Genomic DNA, 20887 nt, shown 5'->3' on the forward strand with positions numbered 1-20887 from the left:
TTGAGCTTCCTCAGAGGTTCGGGCCCGGGTGCGGGTCCGGGGCCTCCAGATACCGGAGCACGGCCAGGACGCGGCGGTGTCCGCCCTCCCCCACGGGCAGGTCGAGCTTGGTGAAGATGTTCGCGACGTGCTTCTCGACCGCCCGCTCGGAGACGACGAACCGCTCGGCGATCGACTGGTTGGTGCGGCCCTCCGCCATCAGGCCCAGCACCTCGCGCTCGCGGGGCGTGAGCCGGTCGAGGGCGGAGGTGCGGCGGCTCGCGCCGAACAGCCGGCGCACCACCTCGGGGTCGAGGGCCGTTCCGCCGGCCGCGACCCGTTCCAGCGCCGACACGAACTCGGCGATGTCGACGACCCGCTCCTTCAGCAGATAGCCGACGCCCGCGCCGCCGTCGCCGAGCAGCTGCTCGGCGTACCGGGTCTCCACGTACTGGGAGAAGATCAGCACGCCGGGCGCGGGCGCGGCGCGGCGCAGGGCGACGGCCGCCCGCAGCCCCTCGTCGGTGTGCGTCGGCGGCAGCCGGATGTCGATGACGGCGGCGTCCGGGCGGTGCTCGGCGACGGCGGCGAGCAGGGCCCGCGCGTCACCGACGGCCGCGCAGACCTCGACGCCGCGCAGGGCGAGGAGCTGGACCAGGCCCTCACGCAGGATCACGGAGTCCTCGGCGATGACGACACGCATCCACGGGCCCTTCAGTACGGGAGAACGACGGTGACCACCGTAGGGCCCCCGGGCGGGCTGTCGCAGGTGAGCGTCCCGTCCACGGCACGGACGCGGGCCAGCAGGCCGGTCAGCCCGCTGCCGGAGCCCACGGCGGCGCCGCCCCGGCCGTCGTCCGAGACGGTCAGCCACAGGGCGCCGTCCAGGTCGCGGACGTCCACGCGGGCAGCGGGGGCGCCACTGTGCTTGGCCGCGTTGGCGAGGAGCTCGGCGGCGCAGAAGTACGCGATGGCCTCGACCGCCGGGGGCGGGCGGCGGGTCAGCTCCACCGTCGCCGCGACGGGCAGTGCCGTGTCCGAGGCGAGCGTGGCGAGGGCGGTGGAGAGGCCCTGGTCGAGCGCGGGCGGGTGGATGCCCTTGACCAGGGCGCGCAGTTCGGCGACGGCCTGTGTGGCGTTGCCCCGCGCGGTCTCCACGACGGTGAGCAGCCGGTCCCGGCCCGCGTCCGCCGCGATCAGCTCGCGGATGAGCGTGAGGTGCATGCCGAGGGCCACCAGCCGGGCCTGGGTGCCGTCGTGCAGATCGCGTTCGATGCGCCGCAGGGTGGCGGCCGCGTCCTCGACCGCCAGCGCCCGGGTCTCCTCCAGCGTCCGGATGCGCCGGTCGGCGGCGCTCTCGCCGAGCAGCGCGGCCAGCAGTGCCCGGTGCGGTACGAGGGCCCGGCGCAGCAGCCCCGGTGTGAGGGCGAGGAGGACCAGCCCGAGCGCGAACGGCACCGTCCAGCGGGGCCAGGTGTCGAACCGGACGCCCGCGACCTGCAGCGAGTTCCAGCGCCCCAGCACGGGATGCAGGGTGAACAGCGTTCCGTACACACCACCGGCCAGCACCGCTCCCAGCGGCGGGACGGCGGTGAGCGGGGCCGCCAGCGCCCAGCCGACGGCGCGCCACCCGGCCCGGTCGCCGAGCACGGCGCGCCGCCACCCGAAGGCGCCGGGGCGGGTGCGCCGCACCGGCGGCTCCACCGACAGGCCGAGCAGGACGCGGGCGAGCAGGCGGTGGAGCGCGCCGAGCGCGAGGGCGCCGCGCACGGTCAGGGCGATCAGCCACGGGCCGAGCGGGGTCACCGACAGGACTCCGCCGACGACGAGACCGACGACGACCAGGACGAACCCGGCCACCGCGAGCGGGAGGGCGACGACCGCGTACAGCGCCGCGCACAGCACGGTACGGAGCAGGATCATGGCCCCGAACCTAGGTGGTGTGGGCCGGTCGGTCCTGGGACGCGTCCCGCAGGAGCCGGCCGGCCAGCCGCGTCTGCAGGGCGGTGAGGCCCCGGCCGATCCACGGCATCAGCAGGAGGAAGCCGACGCCGCCCACGACGGCGTGGAAGGCCCACGCCCCGGCGAAGGTCGGTCCGCCCCAGGCTCCGGCCGGGTCGGAGGCCCGCAGGGGCCACCCGAGGTTCATGGGGACGACCGACCAGCCGTAGACGGTGATGAAGGCCGCGAGCAGGTTCAGCGGCGTGGCCAGGACGGCGTACAGCAGGAGCCGTACGGGGGCGGGGTCGGCGATCTCCACGCCGAGCAGTCGCCGGGCGAGGCGGTGCGGAACGCCCAGCAGCGCGGCGGCCGGGGCGAGCAGCAGGTGGGCGACCCGTTTCCAGGTCGAGGCGCGGAACGGCTCGGTGAGGACCGTGCGTACGGTCGCCGGTGCGGTGTCCATGCCTCCAGCCTCCCGGCGGGCCCGGCCCGGCACGACCGTGCGGGCACGGAGGCGGAGGGTTCGGTTTCCCCCACCCCCTGTACCCCACCGTCCCGTCCCGTCCCCACGCCGGACTTTCCCCCGGGGCTGAGGGCGCGTGGCCTCACGGCCGGGGCGCGGTGCCGCTGAGGTCAGCTTTCCGCGCGTGAAACAAACGGGATGCGGCCGGGAAACACCGCCGACGCACGCTGCTGAGCATGAGTTCACGGATCGTGGTGGTCGGCGGTGGTACGGCGGGGGCACGCCTCGCCGAGCGGCTGCCCGTCACCCTGCTCGGCGAGGAGCCGCACACCCCGTACAACCGGGTGCTGCTGGCGGACGTCCTGGCCGGCCGGTACGGGCCCGAGGTGATCGCCCTGCCGCAGCCGGCGGGCGAGCCGGTACGGCGGGGGGTGCGGGTGACCGGCATCGACCGGGCGGCCCGGCTGGTGCGCTGCGACGACGGCAGCACGGTCGCATACGACCGGCTGGTCCTGGCGACCGGCTCCAACCCGGTGCTGCCGCCGCTGCGCGGCCTGGGCAACGGCCGGCTGCCGGCCGGCGTCCACGCGTTCCGGACGCTCGACGACTGCCTGGCGCTGGACGGCCTGGTCCGCCCCGGCGTACGGGCCGTGGTGATCGGGGGTGGGCTGCTGGGCGTCTCGGCGGCCCGGGCGCTGGCCGCCAGGGGCGCGGAGGTGATGCTGGCCCAGCAGGGCGAGCACCTCATGGAGCGCCAGCTGGACGCCGAGGCCTCGGAGCTGCTGCGCGATCATCTGGTGTCGCTGGGTGTGGAGGTCCACACCGAGTGCCGGGTGCGCGGTCTGCGGGTCGCCTCCGGGGCGGTGGACGCGGTGGAGCTGGCGGACGGGTTCGTGCTGGACGCGGACGTCGTGGTGCTGGCCTGCGGGGTCCGGCCGCGTATCGGCCTCGCCGTCGAGGCCGGCCTTGACGTGCGGCGCGGGATCGTCGTGGACGACCAGCTGCGCACGTCCGACCCGTACATCCACGCCATCGGCGACTGCGCCGAGCACGACGGCCGGATCTACGGCCTGGCCGGGGCGGCCCTGGAACAGGCCGACGTCCTCACGGACGTGCTCACCGGCACCACCGAAGCCACCGAAGCCACCGAAGCCACCGGCGGCACCGGCGGCACCGGAAACATCAGCACCACCGGCAGCACGGCCGCCACCGGAACCGTCACCGCCGCCTACCGGGGCACCCGCGCGCTGACCCGGCTCAGCATGGACGCCCTCGAACTGGCGGCGTTCGGCGAGGCGGTCCCGCAGCCCGGCGACGACACCGTGCGGCTGACCGACGCCACCCGCAGCGCCTACCGGAAGGTCGTCGTGCGCGGCGACCGGCTGGTCGGTGGCGTCCTGCTCGGCGATCTGGGCGCGGTCGGCACCCTCGCCCGGGCGTGGGAGGGCGACGAGGCCCTTCCGGACGCGCCCCTGCTCCACCTGCTCACCCATGACGGAGGCTCCTGACATGCCGAACACGCCCGGGGCTGCGAACACGCCCACCATCGTCCTCGTCGGCCACGGCATGGTCGGCCAGCGCTTCCTGGAGGCGCTCGCCGAGCGCGGTGTGACCGGGCGGTCCCGCGTGGTCGTCCTGTGCGAGGAGCCCCGCCCCGCGTACGACCGGGTCCAGCTGACCTCGTACTTCTCCGGCAAGACGCCCGACGACCTGTCGATGGTCCCCGAGGGCTTCATGGCGGAGCACGGCATCGAGCTGCACACCGACGACCCGGCGGTCTCCGTCGACCGGGAGACCCGCACGGTCACCGCCCGGTCCGGGATGACCGTCACGTACGACACGCTGGTCCTGGCCACCGGCTCGTACCCGTTCGTGCCGCCGGTCCCCGGGAAGGACGCGACGGGCTGCTTCGTCTACCGCACCATCGAGGACCTGCTCGCGATCGAGGAGTACGCGAAGACGGCGAGGACCGGCGCGGTCGTCGGCGGCGGTCTGCTGGGCCTGGAGGCGGCCGGCGCGCTCAAGGGCCTCGGCCTGGACACCCACATCGTGGAGTTCGCGCCCCGGCTGATGCCGGTGCAGGTGGACGAGGGCGGCGGCGCGGCGCTGCTGCGCACGATCGAGGGCATGGGGCTCGGCGTCCACACGGGCGTCGGCACCCAGGAGGTCGTCGCCGGCGCCGACGGCACCGTCACCGGGATGAAGCTGTCGGACGGCTCCGAACTCGCCACCGACCTGGTGGTGTTCTCGGCCGGTGTCCGCCCCCGCGACCAGCTCGCCCGGGAGTGCGGGCTGACGGTCGGCGAGCGCGGCGGCATCACGGTCGACGAGCAGTGCCGTACCTCCGACCCGGCCGTGTTCGCGATCGGCGAGTGCGCGCTCGCGGCGGACGGCCGGGTGTACGGGCTCGTCGCGCCCGGCTACGAGATGGCGCTGACGGCCGCCGACGCGATCACGGAGCGGCAGTCGGCGTTCACCGGGGCGGACCTGTCGACCAAGCTGAAGCTGCTCGGTGTGGACGTGGCGTCGTTCGGTGACGCACACGGCACGGCGGACGACTGCCTGGACGTCGTCTACTCCGACTCGCGCTCCGGGGTCTACAAGAAGCTGGTGGTGTCGTCCGACGGTGTGCTGCTGGGCGGCATCCTCGTCGGCGACGCCGACGCGTACGGGATGCTGCGGCCGCTGACCGGTTCGGTGCCGCCGGTCCCGCCCGAGCAGCTGGTCCTGCCGGCCGGGGCGGGCGCGCCGGTCGCGCTGGGCCCGGAGTCGCTGCCGGACGACGCGGTGATCTGCTCCTGCCACAACGTCTCCAAGGGCGCGATCTGCGAGCACACGACCCTGCCGGAGGTGAAGAAGTGCACCAAGGCGGGCACGGGCTGCGGCAGTTGCGTGAAGGTCCTCCAGCAGCTGCTGCCGAAGACCGGTGACGGGGGTCTGTGCGGCTGCTTCGGGAAGACCCGCCAGGAGCTGTACGAGATCGTGCAGGTGCTGCGGATCGCCTCGTTCGCCGATCTCCTCGACCGGTACGGGCGCGAGGAGGCGAAGGGCGGCGACGGCTGCGAGATCTGCAAGCCGGTCGTGGGCTCGATCCTGGCCTCCCTGTCCAACGGCTACATCCTCGACGGCGAGCAGGCCGCCCTCCAGGACACCAACGACCACTTCCTCGCCAACATGCAGCGCAACGGCTCGTACTCGATCGTGCCGCGCATCCCGGGGGGCGAGATCACCCCGGAGAAGCTGATCGTCATCGGTGAGGTCGCCCGGGACTTCGGGCTCTACACGAAGATCACGGGCGGCCAGCGCATCGACCTGTTCGGGGCGCGCGTGGAACAGCTCCCGGTGATCTGGGCACGGCTGGTGGACGCGGGCTTCGAGTCGGGGCACGCGTACGGCAAGGCGCTGCGGACGGTGAAGTCCTGTGTGGGGCAGACCTGGTGCCGCTACGGCGTCCAGGACTCGGTGCGCATGGCGATCGACCTGGAGCTGCGCTACCGGGGCCTGCGGGCGCCGCACAAGCTGAAGTCGGCGGTGTCCGGCTGCCAGCGGGAGTGCGCGGAGGCCCAGTCGAAGGACTTCGGCGTCATCGCCACCGCCAACGGCTGGAACCTGTACGTCGGCGGCAACGGCGGTGCGACGCCGCGCCACGCGGACCTGCTGGCCAAGGACCTGTCCGACGCCGAACTGATCAGGCTGATCGACCGGTTCCTCATGTACTACATCCGCACGGCCGAGCGGCTGGAGCGCACGGCGCCGTGGGTGGAGCGGATCGGACTCGACCATGTGCGCGAGGTCGTGGTCGAGGACTCGCTGGGCATCGGCGACGAGCTGGACGCGCTGATGGCCCGCCATGTGTCGAACTACCGGGACGAGTGGGCCGAGACGCTCCAGGACCCGGAGCGGCTGAACCGGTTCGTCTCCTTCGTGAACGCCCCGGACGCGCCGGACCCGTCGGTGCGGTTCGTGCCGGAGCGGGACCAGATCAAGCCGGACCTGACGGTCCTGACCCTGGAAGGTGTGACCGCCCGATGAAGCTCGAACTCTCCCCCGTGGGCCACGGCGAAGGCGCGGAAAACAGGGGCGCCGAAGGTGACGGCGACTGGATGACGGTCTGCGACCTCTCGGTGCTGACACCGGGCCGCGGCATGGCGGCCCTCCTGCCGGACGGCCGGCAGGCGGCGCTGTTCCGGGACAGGGCCGGGCGGCTGTACGCGATCGACAACCGGGACCCGTTCACGGGCGCGCAGGTCCTGTCGCGGGGCCTGGTCGGCTCGGCGGGCGGCCGGACCTTCGTGGCGTCGCCGCTGCTGAAGCAGCGGTTCGACCTGGAGACGGGCCGCTGCCTGGACGACGACGACGTGTCGGTGGCGGTGTACCCGGTCCGTACGGCCTGACGACGGGCCGTACCCGGCCCTACCCGGCCGCACGCGGGCGGTCCCGGCCGCTGGCGGGCGGTGCGGCCCGGCCGCCGCCGGGGTCGTCACGCCCATGGCCTGGTACGACGCCGTACGGCCTCGTACGGCCCTGTACGGCCTCGTACAACCGCCTGTACGGCCGCGTACAACCGCCTGTGCAGCCCCGTGCGGTCCGGTGCGGCCTCGTACGGAGGCGATGCGGGGCCGACGCGGGGTCCGTGGTGACCACGGACCCCTTCGGCGTGGCTCAGCCCTCGGACTGCTCCATCTTCTCGACGTCCATCCAGACGACCTCCCAGGTGTGGTGGTCCGGGTCCTGGAACGAACGGCCGTACATGAAGTCGCCCATCTCCTGCGTCTCGTTGGCCGGGGAGCCGCCGGAGGCCAGGGCGGTGTCCACCAGCTCGTCGACCTTGGCACGGCTCTCGGCGCTCAGCGCGAGGATGGCCTCGATGCTGGTCGACGCGTCGGCGATCTCCTTCTTCGTGAAGTCCTTGAAGCGCGGCTCGGTCAGCAGCATCGCGAAGATCGTGTCGCTGAAGACCAGGCAGGCGGCGTTCTCGTCGGTGAACTGCGGGTTGAAGGAGTAGCCGAGCTTGGTCCAGAAGGCCTTGGACGCCTCCAGGTCCTTCACGGGCAGGTTCACAAAGATCATCTGAGCGGCCATGGTCCGGTCTCTCCCTTTGTCTGTGGTGTCTCTGGTGTCTGTGGTGACGGGTGCGTCGCTTTCGAAGGGGTAGACCGGGGGTCCCGGCGGAACTCATCGCCGTCGGGCGAATTTTTTCCGGATCTTCCCGCGCGGGGACGGAGCGCCACCCCGGCGACGGACCGCGAGCCGCCGCGGCGAGCCGCGAACCACGAACTGCGAACTGCGAGCCCCGGGCCCCGAGCCGCGAGCCGCTGACCGAACCGACACCCGACGCTTCCGCTTCATCAGTTGTTGATGCACCGTCAATCCAGGACTTCTAGGTTCCCGAAGCGCGTGAACCCGCCGCCCGACCGGTGCGGCGGGGCGGTCACGATCCCCCTGGAGTGACAAGTGGAACGTCGCAGTTTCCTGCGCGGAGCGGTCGCCGGCGGCACCGCAGCGGCCTTCGGATACACGCTGATGCAGGGCGCCGCCTACGCGGCTCCGGCCCAGCCCGGACCCGGCCCCTACGGGCCGCTCGGCCCGGCGGACGCCAACGGCATCCAGCTGCCCAGCGGCTTCACGAGCCGGGTCATCGCCCGCTCCGGGCAGAAGGTCGGCTCCACCTCCTACACCTGGCACAACGCCCCCGACGGCGGTGCCTGCTTCGCCGACGGCACCGGCTGGATCTACGTCTCCAACTCGGAGATATCCACCACGGGCGGCGCCGGCGCGGTGAAGTTCGACTCCTCGGGCACGATCACCGGGGCGTACCGCATCCTGTCCAACACCAACCGCAACTGCGCGGGCGGCGCCACCCCGTGGAACACCTGGCTGTCCTGCGAGGAGGTCAGCACCGGCTACGTCTACGAGACCGACCCGTGGGGCGTGAACGCCGCCGTCCGCCGCGCCGCGATGGGCCGGTTCAACCACGAGGCCGCCGCCGCCGACCCGGTCCGCAAGGTCGTCTATCTGACGGAGGACGCGTCGGACGGCTGCTTCTACCGGTTCGTCCCGAACACCTGGGGCAACCTGTCCTCGGGCACGCTCCAGGTCCTCAAGGCCGGTACCGCCACCTCCGGCGGCTTCACCTGGGCCACCGTGCCCGACCCCGACGGCTCCCCCACCGCGACCCGCAACCAGGTGTCGGGCGCGAAGCGGTTCAACGGCGGCGAGGGCTGCCACTACGCCAACGACACCGTGTGGTTCACCACCAAGGGCGACGGCCGCGTGTGGCAGCTGAACCTCGTCGCCAACACGTACGAGCTGGCCTACGACGACTCGCTCGTGGCGGGCGGCGGCGCCCCGCTGACCGGCGTCGACAACATCACCGGCGCGTCCTCCGGCGACCTGTTCGTCGCGGAGGACGGCGGCAACATGGAGATCTGCGTCATCACCCCCGACGACGTGGTGGCGCCGTTCCTGCGGATCAACGGCCACTCCGGCTCCGAGATCTGCGGCCCGGCCTTCTCCCCGAACGGCCGGCGCTTCTACTTCTCCAGCCAGCGCGGTACGAGCGGCAGCTCGTCCGGCGGCATCACCTACGAGGTGACGGGCCCCTTCCGGGCGTAACGACGCCTCTCCGGCTGGGCGCCGCCGTGCAGCAGGGCGGCGCCCAGTGGCGTCAGGGTGTGCAGCACGGAGCTGCCCTGGCGCAGGGTCACCACGAGGCCGGCCTCGCGCAGCACGCCCGCGTGCTGGCTCGCGGACGCCAGGGACACCCCGGCCCTGCGGGCGAGTTCACTGGTCGTACCGCCGTGCCCTATGGCCTTCAGGACGGCGGAGCGCGTATGGCCGACCAGCCGGCCGAGGGACGGGCCGCCGGGGTCGCCGGACGCCGGGGCGTCCGTGTGCGTCACGGGGTAGACGAGGACCGGCGGGAGGTCCGGGTCGCGGTACATGACCGCGGTGCCCCGGCAGAAGTACGACGGCTGCAGCAGCAGCCCCCGCCCGCCCAGGTGGACGTCCCGGTCGACGGGGTAGTCGGCCTCCAGCACGGGCGAGCGCCAGCGGAGCATCGGCGGCAGCGAGGCGAGCAGTTCGTCGGCGCCGCCGTCCAGCAGGGCCCTGCCCCGCACGGCGCGGTCGGCCTCCACCCGGGCCTGTACGTACGTCCAGTACGGTTCGACGGCCGCCCGGTGGTAGGCGCGCAGCGCCCCGATGAGCTTGCCGAAGGGTGCCGGCCGCCCCTCGGCGAGCTGGGCCGCCCAGCCGGGCAGCGGAGCCGCCGCTGAGCGCGAGGAGCCCAGCAGGGCGAGTTCGGTGTGGAGCCGGGCGGGTGGAGTGCCCCGGACGGCCTCCAGGGCCGTGTCGAGGCCGTGGAGCCCCTCGGGAGGGGTCAGGAAGTCGGGGAAATACCCCCTCGGCGGGACGAGCGCGCCCAGGAGGCGCGTTTCGCCGTTCAGGCGGGTCCGGGTTTCCGAGCGCCATTCCCCGTAGAGGAGGGCGCCGCGCCGGTCCCGCAAACGGTGAAAGCTGAGAATCGTTTCCCACAGCACGTCCGGCCGGGCGGCCATCCGCACCCCGGCAAGATCTGCCCCGTTGAAATGAATACGCAGCACTGAACCCCCACCTGTTGCATCCGCAATCACCCCCCACCAATGAGTATGCATACCATCACAGCACGTCACCACGGCATTTCAGCCACACTTGAAACGCATCGCCAGGGGTGGGGTCGAACCGAAAAGCTGTACGGCGTCGGGCAGGAAACCTTCAGGACCGAGGTGGCGTGGCAGAAGACCGTGGGGGGCTTCGCACGTCCGGCGGCGGACCTGAAAGGTTGCGGCTCTCCTGTCTGGCAGGGGTAATGGGGCGCGGTCGGCGGGTGGGGATCCGGTGGCCGCGCTCCGCCCGTTCTTTGCGGGGCGAATGGCGGAAATTGACCCGATGTCAAACCGCCATAAAGGTCCGGACTTCAACTGACCGGACTTCAACCGACCGGAATTCAACCGGCCGCAATGCAACAGGAACACACTTTTCTCCCCGTCGACATGCCGGCGTTTGCACCACCCGCCCCACACGACCCACGGCGGCCCACGCCGCCCAGGGGACGCCACACCCACCCGGCACGCACCGCACGGAGCGCCGGAGCGCACGGAGCGCACACACGCACAGAGCACCGGGGCACACGGAGCGCCCGTGGCGCGGACATACGACAGGGCCGGACACCTCCGCACAAGGTGTCCGGCCCTGCCTCTTGGATGCCGGAGCCGCCGCCGATCGGTGAGGGTCGGGTGACAGACGGCGGCTCCGGCGGTTCAGGGGGTCATGGCGTCAGCGGCTGTCGCTCCCGGAGGACTGAGCCGCCGCGCGTCCCGCCTCAAGCCGGGCGACGGGGATACGGAACGGCGAGCAGGAGACGTAGTCCAGGCCCACCTCGTGGAAGAAGTGCACCGACTCCGGGTCGCCGCCGTGCTCACCGCACACGCCGAGCTTGATGTCCGGGCGGGTGGCCCGGCCGGCCTCCACGGCGCTCCGTACGAGCGAGCCCACGCCGTCCTTGTCGATCGTCTCGAACGGCGACACCCCGAAGATGCCCTTCTCCAGGTACGCGGTGAAGAAGCTGGCCTCCACGTCGTCCCGGGAGAAGCCCCACACCGTCTGGGTGAGGTCGTTCGTGCCGAACGAGAAGAACTCGGCGGCCTCGGCGATCTGGCCGGCGGTCACGGCGGCGCGCGGCAGCTCGATCATCGTGCCCAGCGCCAGCTTCAGGTCCACGCCGGTCCTCTGCCGTACCTCGGCGATGACCTGCTCGGCCTCGTCGCGGACGAGCTCCAGCTCCTGCACCGTGCCGACCAGCGGGATCATGATCTCGGCGCGCGGGTCGCCCTTGGCCTCGACGCGCTCGGCCGCGGCCTCGGCGATCGCCCGTACCTGCATGGTGAACAGGCCCGGGATGACCAGCCCGAGGCGTACGCCGCGCAGACCCAGCATCGGGTTCTGCTCGTGCAGCCGGTGCACGGCCTGCAGCAGGCGCAGATCGTTCTCGTTGTGGTCCTTGCGGGCCTCGGCGAGGGCGACGCGCACCGACAGCTCGGTGATGTCGGGCAGGAACTCGTGCAGCGGCGGGTCGAGCAGACGGACGGTGACGGGCAGGCCGTCCATCGCCTCGAACAGCTCGATGAAGTCCTTCTTCTGGAGCGGCAGCAGCGCCTTGAGGGACTCCTCGCGCTCCTCGTCGGTGTCGGCGAGGATGAGCCGCTCGACGTACTGGCGGCGGTCACCGAGGAACATGTGCTCGGTGCGGCACAGGCCGATGCCCTGGGCGCCGAAGCGGCGGGCGCGCAGCGCGTCCTCGGCGTTGTCGGCGTTGGCCCTCACGCGCAGGCGGCGGCGCCGGTCGGCGTAGGCCATCATGCGGTGCACGGACTCGACCAGCTCGTCGGCGTCGTCGGCGCCGGCGTGCATCCGGCCCTCGAAGTACTCGACGACCGGGGACGGTACGACGGGCACCTCGCCCAGGTACACCTTGCCGGTGGAGCCGTCGATGGAGACGACGTCGCCCTCCTCGACCACGTGCCCGCCGGGCACGGTCATCCGGCGGCGCTTGGTGTCGACCTCCAGCTCCTCGGCGCCGCAGACACAGGTCTTGCCCATGCCGCGCGCGACGACGGCGGCGTGCGAGGTCTTGCCGCCGCGCGAGGTGAGGATGCCCTCGGCGGCGATCATGCCGTCCAGGTCGTCGGGGTTGGTCTCGCGGCGGATGAGGATGACCTTCTCACCGGACCGGGACCACTTGACCGCGGTGTACGAGTCGAAGACGGCCTTGCCGACCGCCGCGCCCGGCGACGCGGCGATACCGCGGCCGACCTGCTTCACCTCGGCGTCGGTGTCGAACCTCGGGAACATCAGCTGCGCCAGCTGCGCGCCGTTGACCCGCTGGAGCGCCTCGGCCTCGTCGATGAGGCCCTGGTCGACCAGCTGGGTGGCGATCCGGAACGCCGCGGCGGCGGTGCGCTTGCCGACCCGGGTCTGGAGCATCCACAGCTGACCGCGCTCGATCGTGAACTCGATGTCGCAGAGGTCCTTGTAGTGGTTCTCCAGCGTCTCCATGATCTGCATCAGCTGGTCGTACGACTTCTTGTCGATCGACTCCAGGTCGGCGAGCGGCACGGTGTTACGGATGCCGGCGACGACGTCCTCGCCCTGCGCGTTCTGGAGGTAGTCGCCGTAGACGCCCTGGTGGCCGGAGGCGGGGTCGCGGGTGAAGGCGACGCCGGTGCCCGAGTCCGGTCCGAGGTTGCCGAAGACCATCGAGCAGACGTTGACGGCGGTGCCGAGGTCGTGCGGGATGCGCTCCTGACGGCGGTACAGCTTGGCGCGGTCGCCGTTCCAGGAGTCGAAGACGGCCTTGATGGCCAGGTCCATCTGCTCGCGCGGGTCCTGCGGGAAGTCGCGGCCCGCCTGGGCCTTGACGATCTTCTTGAACTGCCGGACGAGCTTCTTGAGGTCGGCGGCCTCGAGGTCGGTGTCGACCGTGATCTTCTTGGCGGCCTTGGCCTCGTCCAGGGCCTCTTCGAAGAGCTCGCCGTCGACGCCGAGGACGGTCTTGCCGAACATCTGGATGAGCCGGCGGTAGGAGTCCCACGCGAACCGCTCGTCCCCGGCCTGCTTGGCCAGGCCGTCGACGGACTTGTCGGAGAGGCCGATGTTGAGGACCGTGTCCATCATGCCCGGCATGGAGAACTTGGCGCCGGAACGGACCGAGACGAGCAGCGGGTTGTCGGCCTGGCCGAGCTTCTTGCCCATCTTCTGCTCGAGCGCGTCGAGGTGCGCACTCACCTCGTCGCGGAGCGCGGCCGGCTCGTCGCCGCTGTCGAGGTAGACCTTGCACGCCTCGGTGGTGATCGTGAAGCCGGGAGGAACCGGCAGGCCGAGGTTGGTCATCTCGGCGAGGTTCGCGCCCTTGCCACCGAGGAGGTCCTTCAGGTCCTTGTTGCCCTCGGTGAAGTCGTACACGAACTTCTGATCTTTGTTTTCCGACACGGGTCTCGACTCCTCGAGGACGCGGTGGCTGCCCTGACGGCGAGGAACATACCCAGATCGAAGGCTTCTGGGGAGGTACGCCTACCCGTCGTACGGCCTTAACCACCCGTCCGCCAGCAGATCGAAAGTTACGGCTGGGTTGCCTCGTTAACCCGAGAAGATTCACCCCTTGAAGCGTTCCCCCCCACGATGAGCGAAAAGGAGCTCAGGTGAGCGGCGACCAGAACATCTGACTTCAAGTCTTGAACACACAAAGGGTGGCACTCAGTGCCACCCTTTGAGAAGTACAGCCAGCGTTAACGCGCTCATCTGAGCGCAACCCCTATCAGGGGTGGCGAGAATCACGCCTCCGGACCACCCTTGATCCCACGATCCGGACGGTCCCGCGACGCCGTTCGTTCACCCGCCGGACGTGTCGAGTTCGGCCTCCGCGGCGACCGAAGCGCAGTCGTAGGGGTCCTTCAGCCAGCCGTCGGGCAGCACCACGCGGTTGTTGCCCGACGTGCGCCCACGCGGTCCGTCCGCGCCGGCCGGCCACGACTGGTCCAGGTCGAGCTCGCTCAGCTGAGCGCTCAGCTCGTCCAGGGACGAGGTGACCGCCAGCCGCTTCCGCATCTCCGAACCGACCGCGAAGCCCTTCAGGTACCAGGCGACGTGCTTACGGAAGTCGATGACCCCGCGCGTCTCGTCGCCGATCCACTCGCCCAGCAGCCGGGCGTGCCGCACCATGACGTCCGCGACCTCGCGCAGCGTCGGCGTCGCGGCCGTACCGGTGCCCTCGAAGGCGGCCACCAGGTCGCCGAAGAGCCAGGGGCGGCCGAGGCAGCCACGGCCCACGACCACACCGTCGCAGCCGGTCTCGCGCATCATCCGCACCGCGTCGTCCGCCGACCAGATGTCGCCGTTGCCGAGTACGGGGATCTCCGGGACGTGCTCCTTGAGACGGGCGATGGCGTCCCAGTCGGCCGTGCCGCCGTAGTGCTGGGCGGCGGTGCGACCGTGCAGGGCGATCGCCGTCACGCCCTCCTCGACCGCTATCCGCCCGGCGTCGAGGTAGGTGATGTGGTCGTCGTCGATGCCCTTGCGCATCTTCATCGTGACCGGCAGGTCGCCGGCGTTGGAGACCGCCTCGTTCAGGATCGCCCGCAGCAGCGGCCGCTTGTACGGGAGGGCGGAGCCGCCGCCCTTGCGGGTGACCTTGGGGACCGGGCAGCCGAAGTTCAGGTCGATGTGGTCGGCGAGGTCCTCGTCCACGATCATGCGGACCGCCTTGCCGACGGTGACCGGGTCCACTCCGTACAGCTGGATCGAGCGCGGCGTCTCGGTCGCGTCGAAGTGGATGAGCTGCATGGTCTTCTCGTTGCGTTCGACCAGCGCCCGGGTGGTGATCATCTCGCTGACGAACAGCCCCTTGCCTTCACCGTCCGCGGCCCTCGGGGGGCGGCCCCCGAAGCCCCGCTCGCCGTTGGCGAATTCGCGGCAGAGGGTGCGGAACGGGGCGTTGGTGATGCCGGCCATCGGGGCGAGCACCACCGGCGGCCGCACGGTGTGCGGGCCGATGGCGAGGGGGCTGAACGCGGTCATGCCCCCCATTGTCCCGTACCGCGCGCCGGACTCCTCCGGCATCCGGGAATCGCCGTCCGGGCCCGATGCGGGGGCCGGCCCGATGCGGGGGCCGGGACACAGAGGACCGGGCCACGTGCTGTGGCCCGGTCCACCGTGCGCGTCAGGGGGTCAGCTCTGTGTGTCGTCCTGGGCAGCGGCACCGCCCTGTGCGCGCTCGCGCATCTTGCGGACCAGTTCCTGCTTCTGGTCGGCCGCGGCCTTGCGGTGTGCGGCACGGGCGGGGGCTGAGGCCTGCTGGTCCGCGCGGGACAGCTTCTTGCGCTGTCCGCCGACGCCGAGCAGGTTGTTTCGACTCTTGGCCACGAGGGCCTCCCATGCGAGGTGAGAAGTGATCCGGAATGTGTCTGGTGGGGCGGCGGCGCGGGGCCGACCGCACTCTCACTCGTAGATCGGGAGGAAAGAAGACATGCGGGTAAAGGTACCGGCCCGCACGGAGCCCCGGCACCGCCTTTTCCCAGCACACCAGCCCTGGACGACCGACCAGCCGAACAGCTGACAGATATTGAAATCTGTCATCCGTCATGCCATAGTTGTCCGCATGACCTCCATGACCACCACCCCGTTCCCCACCCGCACGCTCGGCGCGACCGGCCCCCGGGTGTCCGCGCTCGGTCTCGGCTGCATGGGCATGTCCGCGCTGTACGGCGAAGCCGACCGCGCCGAGTCCATCGCCACCCTCCACGCCGCGCTCGACGCGGGCGTCACGCTGCTCGACACCGGCGACTTCTACGGCATGGGCCACAACGAGCTGCTGATCGAGGAGGCGCTGCGCACGGCCCCGGCCGCTGTCCGCGAGCAGGTGCTGACCAGCGTGAAGTTCGGCGCGCTGCGCACGGTGGAGGGCGACTTCACCGGCTACGACGGCCGTCCGGAAGCGGTGCGGAACTTCGCCGCGTACTCGCTGCGGCGTCTCGGCACCGACCACATCGACATCTACCGGATCGCCCGCGTCGACCCGGACGTACCGATCGAGGAGACGGTCGGCGCGATCGCCGATCTGGTACGGGCCGGGCACGTGCGGCACATCGGGCTCTCCGAGGTCGGCGCGGACACCCTGCGCCGGGCGGCGGCGGTCGCCCCGATCGCCGACCTCCAGATCGAGTACTCGCTGATATCGCGCTCCATCGAGGACGAGATCCTGCCGACCGCGCGCGAGCTCGGCATCGGCGTCACCGCGTACGGCGTGCTGTCCCGGGGCCTCATCAGCGGCCACTTCAGCCGGGACCGGGAGCTGGCCGCCGACGACTTCCGGGGCATGAGCCCGCGCTTCCGGGGCGAGAACCTCGACCACAACCTGCGGCTGGTGGAGCGGCTGCGCGAGGTCGCCGAGGAGAAGGGCGTCACGGTCGCCCAGATCGCGATCGCGTGGGTGCTCTCGCGCGGCGACGACATCGTCCCGCTGGTCGGCGCGCGCCGCCGTGACCGGCTGGCCGAGGCGCTCGGCGCGGTCGACGTGACTCTGGACGCCGACGACCTCGCCGCCATCGAGAAGGCCGTCCCCGCCGACGCGGCGGCCGGCGCGCGCTACCCGGAGGCGCAGATGGCGCACCTGGACAGCGAGCACTGAACCGGTGATCGGATGACAGGTACTGTCATTCCATGCCGACCGAGACCCTGACAGCAGAGCGCATCCTCGAAGCCACCGAGGAGGTGCTGCGGCGCTACGGGCCGGCGAAGGCGACGGTCGTCGACGTGGCCCGGGTGCTGGGCGTCAGCCACGGCAGCGTCTACCGCCACTTCCGTACGAAGGCCGCGCTGCGCGAGGCGGTCACGCAGCGCTGGCTGTCGCGGGCGGAGGTCGCCCTCGCGGAGATGATCGCGGCTTCGGACGAGCCCGCGCCGCGGAAGCTCCGCGCCTGGTTCACCGATCTGTTCGACGCCAAGCGGCGCAAGGCGGGGGACGACCCGGAGCTGTTCGCCACCTTCGGGGTGCTGATCGAGGGCAGCAGCGGCGTGGTCGAGCACCATCTCGACGTACTGGTCGATCAGATCCGCACGATCGTCGAGGAGGGCGTCCGGGAGGGCGAGTTCACCGCCCCCGACCCCGCGTCGACGGCCCGCGCGCTCTTCGACGCGATGTCCCGCTTCCATGACCCGGTCCACGCGTCGGAGTGGCGGCGCCCCACGATCGACGCCGAGTTCGACGCGGTCGTGGACCTGGTCCTGCGCGGCCTGCGCGCCTGAACCCCCGACCCTCCGCTCCGCCACCCCGTCCCCGACCCGACCCTCCGCCCGGCCACCCCGGCCACCCCGGTCCGGTCCGATCCGGCCCGGCCCACACAGGCGCGCAGGCAGGCATGCGGGCCGGTGAGCAGGCCGCGGGCGCGTCAGGCGGCCGGGCGCATCGGGCGCATCGGGCGCGCCTGGGGACAGTACGCCGAAGCCCCCGGTCCCCATGAGGAACCGGGGGCTTCCGCGTGTGCGTGCCGAGCCGAGCGTCAGCAGCCGAGCAGACGGCTGCCCAGGTAGCCCTGGATCTGGTCCAGGGAGACGCGCTCCTGCTTCATGGTGTCGCGCTCGCGCACGGTCACCGCGTTGTCGTCCAGGGTGTCGAAGTCGACGGTGACACAGAACGGCGTGCCGATCTCGTCCTGGCGGCGGTAGCGGCGGCCGATGGCGCCGGCGTCGTCGAACTCGATGTTCCAGTTCTTGCGCAGGTCGGCGGCGAGCCCCTTGGCCTTCGGCGACAGCTGCGGGTTGCGGGACAGCGGGAGCACCGCGACCTTGACCGGCGCGAGGCGCGGGTCGAGGCGCATCACGGTGCGCTTCTCCATGACGCCCTTGGCGTTGGGCGCCTCGTCCTCGTTGTACGCGTCGAGCAGGAACGCCAGCATGGTGCGGCCGACACCGGCGGCCGGCTCGATGACGAACGGGGTCCAGCGCTCGCCGGCCTCCTGGTCGAAGTACGACAGGTCGGTGCCGGACGCCTTGGCGTGCGCCGAGAGGTCGTAGTCGGTGCGGTTGGCGACGCCCTCCAGCTCGCCCCACTCGCTGCCGCCGAACTGGAAGCGGTACTCGATGTCCGCCGTGCGCTTCGAGTAGTGGGAGAGCTTCTCCTTCGGGTGCTCGTACCAGCGCATGTTCTCCTCACGGAGACCAAGGTCGCGGTACCAGTTCCAGCGCTGCTCCATCCAGTACTCGTGCCACTGCTCGTCCTCGCCCGGCTTGACGAAGAACTCCATCTCCATCTGCTCGAACTCGCGGGTGCGGAAGATGAAGTTGCCCGGGGTGATCTCGTTCCGGAACGACTTGCCCATCTGGGCGATACCGAACGGCGGCTTCTTGCGCGAAGTCTGCTGCACCTGGCCGAAGTTGGTGAAGATGCCCTGGGCGGTCTCCGGGCGCAGGTAGGCGACGGAGCCGGAGTCCTGGGTGGGGCCGAGGTGGGTCGAGAGCAGGCCCGAGAACTGCTTGGGCTCGGTGAACTGGCCCTTGTTGCCGCAGTTGGGGCAGTTCAGGTCGGCGAGGCCGTTCTCGGGGAGCCGGCCGTGCTTCTCCTCGTATGCCTCCTCCAGGTGGTCCGCGCGGAACCGCTTGTGGCAGGAGGTGCACTCGGTGAGCGGGTCCGTGAACGTCGCGACGTGGCCGGAGGCCTCCCAGACCTCGGTCGCCAGGATCACCGACGAGTCGATACCGACGACGTCCTCGCGCGAGGTGACCATGTAGCGCCACCACTGGCGCTTGATGTTCTCCTTGAGCTCGACACCCAGCGGCCCGTAGTCCCAGGCGGCACGCTGTCCGCCGTAGATCTCGCTGCACGGGTAGACAAAGCCACGGCGCTTGCTCAGGTTGACGATGGTGTCGATCTTGTCGGCGGCCACGGTGCTCTCTTCATTACGACGACGAATGGGACGTGGGGCGGCGCGAGGCGCCTCGCGGGGTGGAACTGCGGCGGCGCACAGCGCCTCGAAACGAGGTGGTGCTCAGGTGATGGGCGGGCCAATGCTTCAGATTAGCGGCGCGCGCACCCCTGGGATCAAATCGGTGGGTGACAGGGGCCACTGAGACGCTTTGTTGACAATCGTTTCCAGCATTGTTGAAAATGAGTGTCATGAACGTACGACGCTCCATATCCACCACCGCCGTCGCCGGTGCCGCTGTCCTCGGCCTGGTCACGCTCTCCGCCTGCGCGGGCTCCACCGGCGCCAAGGAGAAGAACAAGGACGGCAAACTGGACGTGGTGGCGTCGTTCTACCCGATGCAGTTCCTGGTCGAGAACATCGGCCGGGACCATGTCTCGGTCAACACCCTCACGGCGCCGGGCGTCGAGCCGCACGACCTGGAGCTGAAGCCGAAGCAGATCGGCGAACTCGGCGAGGCGGACTACATCCTCTACCTCAAGGGTATCCAGCCCGCCGTCGACGACGCGATCCAGCAGGCGAACGTCGAGAACACGGTCGACGCCGCCACCCTCACCACCCTCCAGGCGTTCGGTTCCGGGACCGAGCACGGCCACGGCGAGGAGGAGCACGGGGACGAGCACGGCGGCGAACACGCGGACGAGCACGGCGCGGAGGAGTCCGGCGCCGACCCGCACATCTGGCTGGACCCGGTGAAGTACGCCGAGGTCGCCAAGGGCGTCGGCGCCTCCCTCACCAAGGCCGACCCCGACAACGCCGCGGACTACGCGAAGAACACCGACGAGCTGGTGAAGAAGCTCTCCGCCCTCGATACCTCGTTCCAGCAGGGCCTGAAGAACACCGCCACCAAGACCTTCATCACCACCCACACCGCGTTCGGCTATCTCGCCGAGCGGTACGGGCTGGACCAGGAGGGCATCGCCGGCATGGACCCCGAGTCCGAGCCCAGCCCGGCCCGGATCAAGGAGCTCCAGGACACCGCGAAGAGGGAGAAGGTCACCACCGTCTTCTTCGAGACCCTGGCCAGCGACAAGACCGCGAAGACCCTGGCGAAGGACACCGGCCTCAAGACGGACGTCCTGGACCCGCTGGAGGGAATCACGGACAAGTCCCGGGGCGCTGACTACATCGAGGTCATGACAGCGAACCTCGACGCGCTGAAGAAGGCCCTCGGCGCCCGGTGACGCTCTTCACCGGGAACGATCCCCTGGAGGCACTGGTGAGCGTGAGCAGCGAGCCCGTCATATCCGTCCGAGCGGCGACCGCCGCGCTCGGCTCACGCCCCGTGCTCCGGGGCATCGACCTCACCGTGCACCGCGGTGAGGTCGTCGCCCTGCTCGGCGCCAACGGCTCGGGCAAGTCGACCGCCGTACGCTCCGTGATCGGGCAGGTGCCGCTGACCGGCGGCGAGATATCCCTGTTCGGCACGGAGCTGCGGCGCTTCCGCGACTGGGCGCGCGTCGGCTACGTACCGCAGCGCACGACCGCCGCCAGCGGGGTGCCCGCCACGGTCCGCGAGGTCGTGGCGTCGGGCCGGCTGTCCCGTACGAAGCTGAGGTGGCCGTCGCGGGCCGACCGCGCCGCCGTGGAGCGGGCCATCGAGCTCGTCGGGCTCGCCGACCGGGCCAAGGACGCCGTCGAGGCGCTCTCCGGCGGGCAGCACCAGCGGGTGCTGATCGCCCGCGCGCTCGCCTCGGACCCCGAACTGCTGATCATGGACGAGCCGATGGCGGGCGTCGACCTGGCCAGCCAGGAGGTCCTGGCGGCCACGCTGCGGGAGCAGGTAGCGGGCGGGACGACCGTGCTGCTCGTCCTGCACGAGCTGGGCCCGCTGGAGCCGCTGATCGACCGCGCGGTCGTCCTGCGCGACGGGTGCGTCGTCCATGACGGGCCGCCGCCGGAGGCCGTCGGGCAGCACGCGCTGCCGGGCCACGACCACGTACATCCGCACGCGGCGGACGAGCCGCTCCGCACGGGACTGCTGACCTGA

General features: G+C 71.2%; 17 protein-coding genes. 8 read left to right on the top strand and 9 right to left on the bottom strand.

Features of this window, described 5'->3' with window-relative positions; translation table 11 throughout:
* Positions 1-10 precede the first annotated feature (10 nt).
* Genes ACGF5U_RS03350 through ACGF5U_RS03360 form a run of 3 tightly spaced genes read right to left on the bottom strand, consistent with a single transcriptional unit; the run spans position 11 to position 2383 of the window.
* Complete coding sequence (locus ACGF5U_RS03350; RefSeq protein ID WP_392714752.1) at positions 11-682, bottom strand: response regulator transcription factor; 672 nt, start codon at positions 680-682, stop codon at positions 11-13.
* Between the two features lie 11 nt (positions 683-693).
* Complete coding sequence (locus ACGF5U_RS03355; protein ID WP_392714751.1) at positions 694-1902, bottom strand: sensor histidine kinase; 1209 nt, start codon at positions 1900-1902, stop codon at positions 694-696.
* Between the two features lie 10 nt (positions 1903-1912).
* Positions 1913-2383: a hypothetical protein gene (locus ACGF5U_RS03360; protein WP_392714750.1), complete on the bottom strand. Its 471-nt coding sequence runs from the start codon at positions 2381-2383 to the stop codon at positions 1913-1915.
* A 236-nt stretch (positions 2384-2619) separates the two neighbouring features.
* Between ACGF5U_RS03360 and ACGF5U_RS03365 the strand changes: the two genes are divergently transcribed.
* From ACGF5U_RS03365 to nirD, 3 genes are all read left to right on the top strand, one after another.
* Positions 2620-3891: an NAD(P)/FAD-dependent oxidoreductase gene (locus ACGF5U_RS03365; RefSeq protein WP_392714749.1), complete on the top strand. Its 1272-nt coding sequence runs from the start codon at positions 2620-2622 to the stop codon at positions 3889-3891.
* A gap of 1 nt (position 3892) precedes the next feature.
* Positions 3893-6415 (top strand): nitrite reductase large subunit NirB, encoded by a 2523-nt coding sequence (nirB, locus tag ACGF5U_RS03370; protein ID WP_392714748.1) that lies wholly within the window; start codon positions 3893-3895, stop codon positions 6413-6415.
* 71 nt (positions 6416-6486) lie between these two features.
* Positions 6487-6777: a nitrite reductase small subunit NirD gene (gene nirD, locus ACGF5U_RS03375; protein WP_392714979.1), complete on the top strand. Its 291-nt coding sequence runs from the start codon at positions 6487-6489 to the stop codon at positions 6775-6777.
* A gap of 268 nt (positions 6778-7045) precedes the next feature.
* On the opposite strand, the gene ACGF5U_RS03380 is transcribed toward nirD, so the two are convergent.
* Positions 7046-7453: a VOC family protein gene (locus ACGF5U_RS03380; protein WP_392714747.1), complete on the bottom strand. Its 408-nt coding sequence runs from the start codon at positions 7451-7453 to the stop codon at positions 7046-7048.
* Between the two features lie 384 nt (positions 7454-7837).
* Between ACGF5U_RS03380 and ACGF5U_RS03385 the strand changes: the two genes are divergently transcribed.
* Positions 7838-8998 (top strand): alkaline phosphatase PhoX, encoded by a 1161-nt coding sequence (locus tag ACGF5U_RS03385; RefSeq protein WP_392714746.1) that lies wholly within the window; start codon positions 7838-7840, stop codon positions 8996-8998.
* Here ACGF5U_RS03385 and ACGF5U_RS03390 read toward each other — a convergent pair.
* The 4 genes from ACGF5U_RS03390 to ACGF5U_RS03405 all read right to left on the bottom strand — a co-directional run bounded on the left by ACGF5U_RS03390 (position 8968) and on the right by ACGF5U_RS03405 (position 15340).
* Positions 8968-9987: an ArsR/SmtB family transcription factor gene (locus tag ACGF5U_RS03390; RefSeq protein ID WP_392714745.1), complete on the bottom strand. Its 1020-nt coding sequence runs from the start codon at positions 9985-9987 to the stop codon at positions 8968-8970. The two genes, ACGF5U_RS03385 and ACGF5U_RS03390, sit on opposite strands and share 31 nt — an antisense overlap.
* A 712-nt stretch (positions 9988-10699) precedes the next feature.
* Positions 10700-13411, bottom strand: coding sequence for a pyruvate, phosphate dikinase (gene ppdK / locus ACGF5U_RS03395; protein WP_392714744.1), 2712 nt, complete (start codon positions 13409-13411; stop codon positions 10700-10702).
* Positions 13412-13810: 399 nt separating this feature from the next.
* Positions 13811-14995: a tRNA dihydrouridine synthase DusB gene (dusB, locus tag ACGF5U_RS03400; protein ID WP_392714743.1), complete on the bottom strand. Its 1185-nt coding sequence runs from the start codon at positions 14993-14995 to the stop codon at positions 13811-13813.
* A 150-nt stretch (positions 14996-15145) separates the two neighbouring features.
* The gene (locus ACGF5U_RS03405; protein WP_392714742.1) at positions 15146-15340 is read right to left on the bottom strand and encodes a DUF6243 family protein; all 195 of its coding nucleotides are present in this window, start codon (positions 15338-15340) and stop codon (positions 15146-15148) included.
* Between the two features lie 244 nt (positions 15341-15584).
* Between ACGF5U_RS03405 and ACGF5U_RS03410 the strand changes: the two genes are divergently transcribed.
* A complete protein-coding gene (locus ACGF5U_RS03410) occupies positions 15585-16604 on the top strand; it encodes an aldo/keto reductase (RefSeq protein ID WP_392714978.1) in 1020 nt (339 codons plus the stop codon).
* A gap of 32 nt (positions 16605-16636) precedes the next feature.
* Entirely contained in the window at positions 16637-17221 is a 585-nt protein-coding gene (locus ACGF5U_RS03415; protein ID WP_392714741.1) for a TetR family transcriptional regulator, read from the top strand.
* Positions 17222-17475: 254 nt separating this feature from the next.
* Here the strand turns inward: ACGF5U_RS03415 and ACGF5U_RS03420 are convergent, their stop codons facing one another.
* On the bottom strand, positions 17476-18858 hold the full coding sequence (locus ACGF5U_RS03420; RefSeq protein WP_392714740.1) for a glycine--tRNA ligase: 1383 nt from the start codon (positions 18856-18858) through the stop codon (positions 17476-17478).
* Positions 18859-19088: 230 nt separating this feature from the next.
* Between ACGF5U_RS03420 and ACGF5U_RS03425 the strand changes: the two genes are divergently transcribed.
* Together ACGF5U_RS03425 and ACGF5U_RS03430 are read left to right on the top strand one after the other, a co-directional pair.
* Positions 19089-20081 (top strand): metal ABC transporter substrate-binding protein, encoded by a 993-nt coding sequence (locus ACGF5U_RS03425; protein WP_392714739.1) that lies wholly within the window; start codon positions 19089-19091, stop codon positions 20079-20081.
* A complete protein-coding gene (locus ACGF5U_RS03430) occupies positions 20078-20887 on the top strand; it encodes a metal ABC transporter ATP-binding protein (protein ID WP_392818314.1) in 810 nt (269 codons plus the stop codon). Before ACGF5U_RS03425 ends, ACGF5U_RS03430 begins: the two co-directional genes overlap by 4 nt.

Source organism: Streptomyces sp. NPDC047886, assembly GCF_043204435.1.
Lineage (GTDB): Bacteria > Actinomycetota > Actinomycetes > Streptomycetales > Streptomycetaceae > Streptomyces.

What these genes read in the sequence shown, in the direction of transcription:
- ACGF5U_RS03350 (WP_392714752.1), bottom strand. Translation starts at nt 682, where the DNA reads ATGCGTGTCGTCATCGCCGAGGACTCCGTGATCCTGCGTGAGGGCCTG.
- ACGF5U_RS03355 (WP_392714751.1), bottom strand. Translation starts at nt 1,902, where the DNA reads ATGATCCTGCTCCGTACCGTGCTGTGCGCGGCGCTGTACGCGGTCGTC.
- ACGF5U_RS03360 (WP_392714750.1), bottom strand. Translation starts at nt 2,383, where the DNA reads ATGGACACCGCACCGGCGACCGTACGCACGGTCCTCACCGAGCCGTTC.
- ACGF5U_RS03365 (WP_392714749.1), top strand. Translation starts at nt 2,620, where the DNA reads ATGAGTTCACGGATCGTGGTGGTCGGCGGTGGTACGGCGGGGGCACGC.
- nirB (WP_392714748.1), top strand. Translation starts at nt 3,893, where the DNA reads ATGCCGAACACGCCCGGGGCTGCGAACACGCCCACCATCGTCCTCGTC.
- nirD (WP_392714979.1), top strand. Translation starts at nt 6,487, where the DNA reads ATGACGGTCTGCGACCTCTCGGTGCTGACACCGGGCCGCGGCATGGCG.
- ACGF5U_RS03380 (WP_392714747.1), bottom strand. Translation starts at nt 7,453, where the DNA reads ATGATCTTTGTGAACCTGCCCGTGAAGGACCTGGAGGCGTCCAAGGCC.
- dusB (WP_392714743.1), bottom strand. Translation starts at nt 14,995, where the DNA reads ATGACCGCGTTCAGCCCCCTCGCCATCGGCCCGCACACCGTGCGGCCG.
- ACGF5U_RS03410 (WP_392714978.1), top strand. Translation starts at nt 15,585, where the DNA reads ATGACCACCACCCCGTTCCCCACCCGCACGCTCGGCGCGACCGGCCCC.
- ACGF5U_RS03415 (WP_392714741.1), top strand. Translation starts at nt 16,637, where the DNA reads ATGCCGACCGAGACCCTGACAGCAGAGCGCATCCTCGAAGCCACCGAG.
- ACGF5U_RS03425 (WP_392714739.1), top strand. Translation starts at nt 19,089, where the DNA reads ATGAACGTACGACGCTCCATATCCACCACCGCCGTCGCCGGTGCCGCT.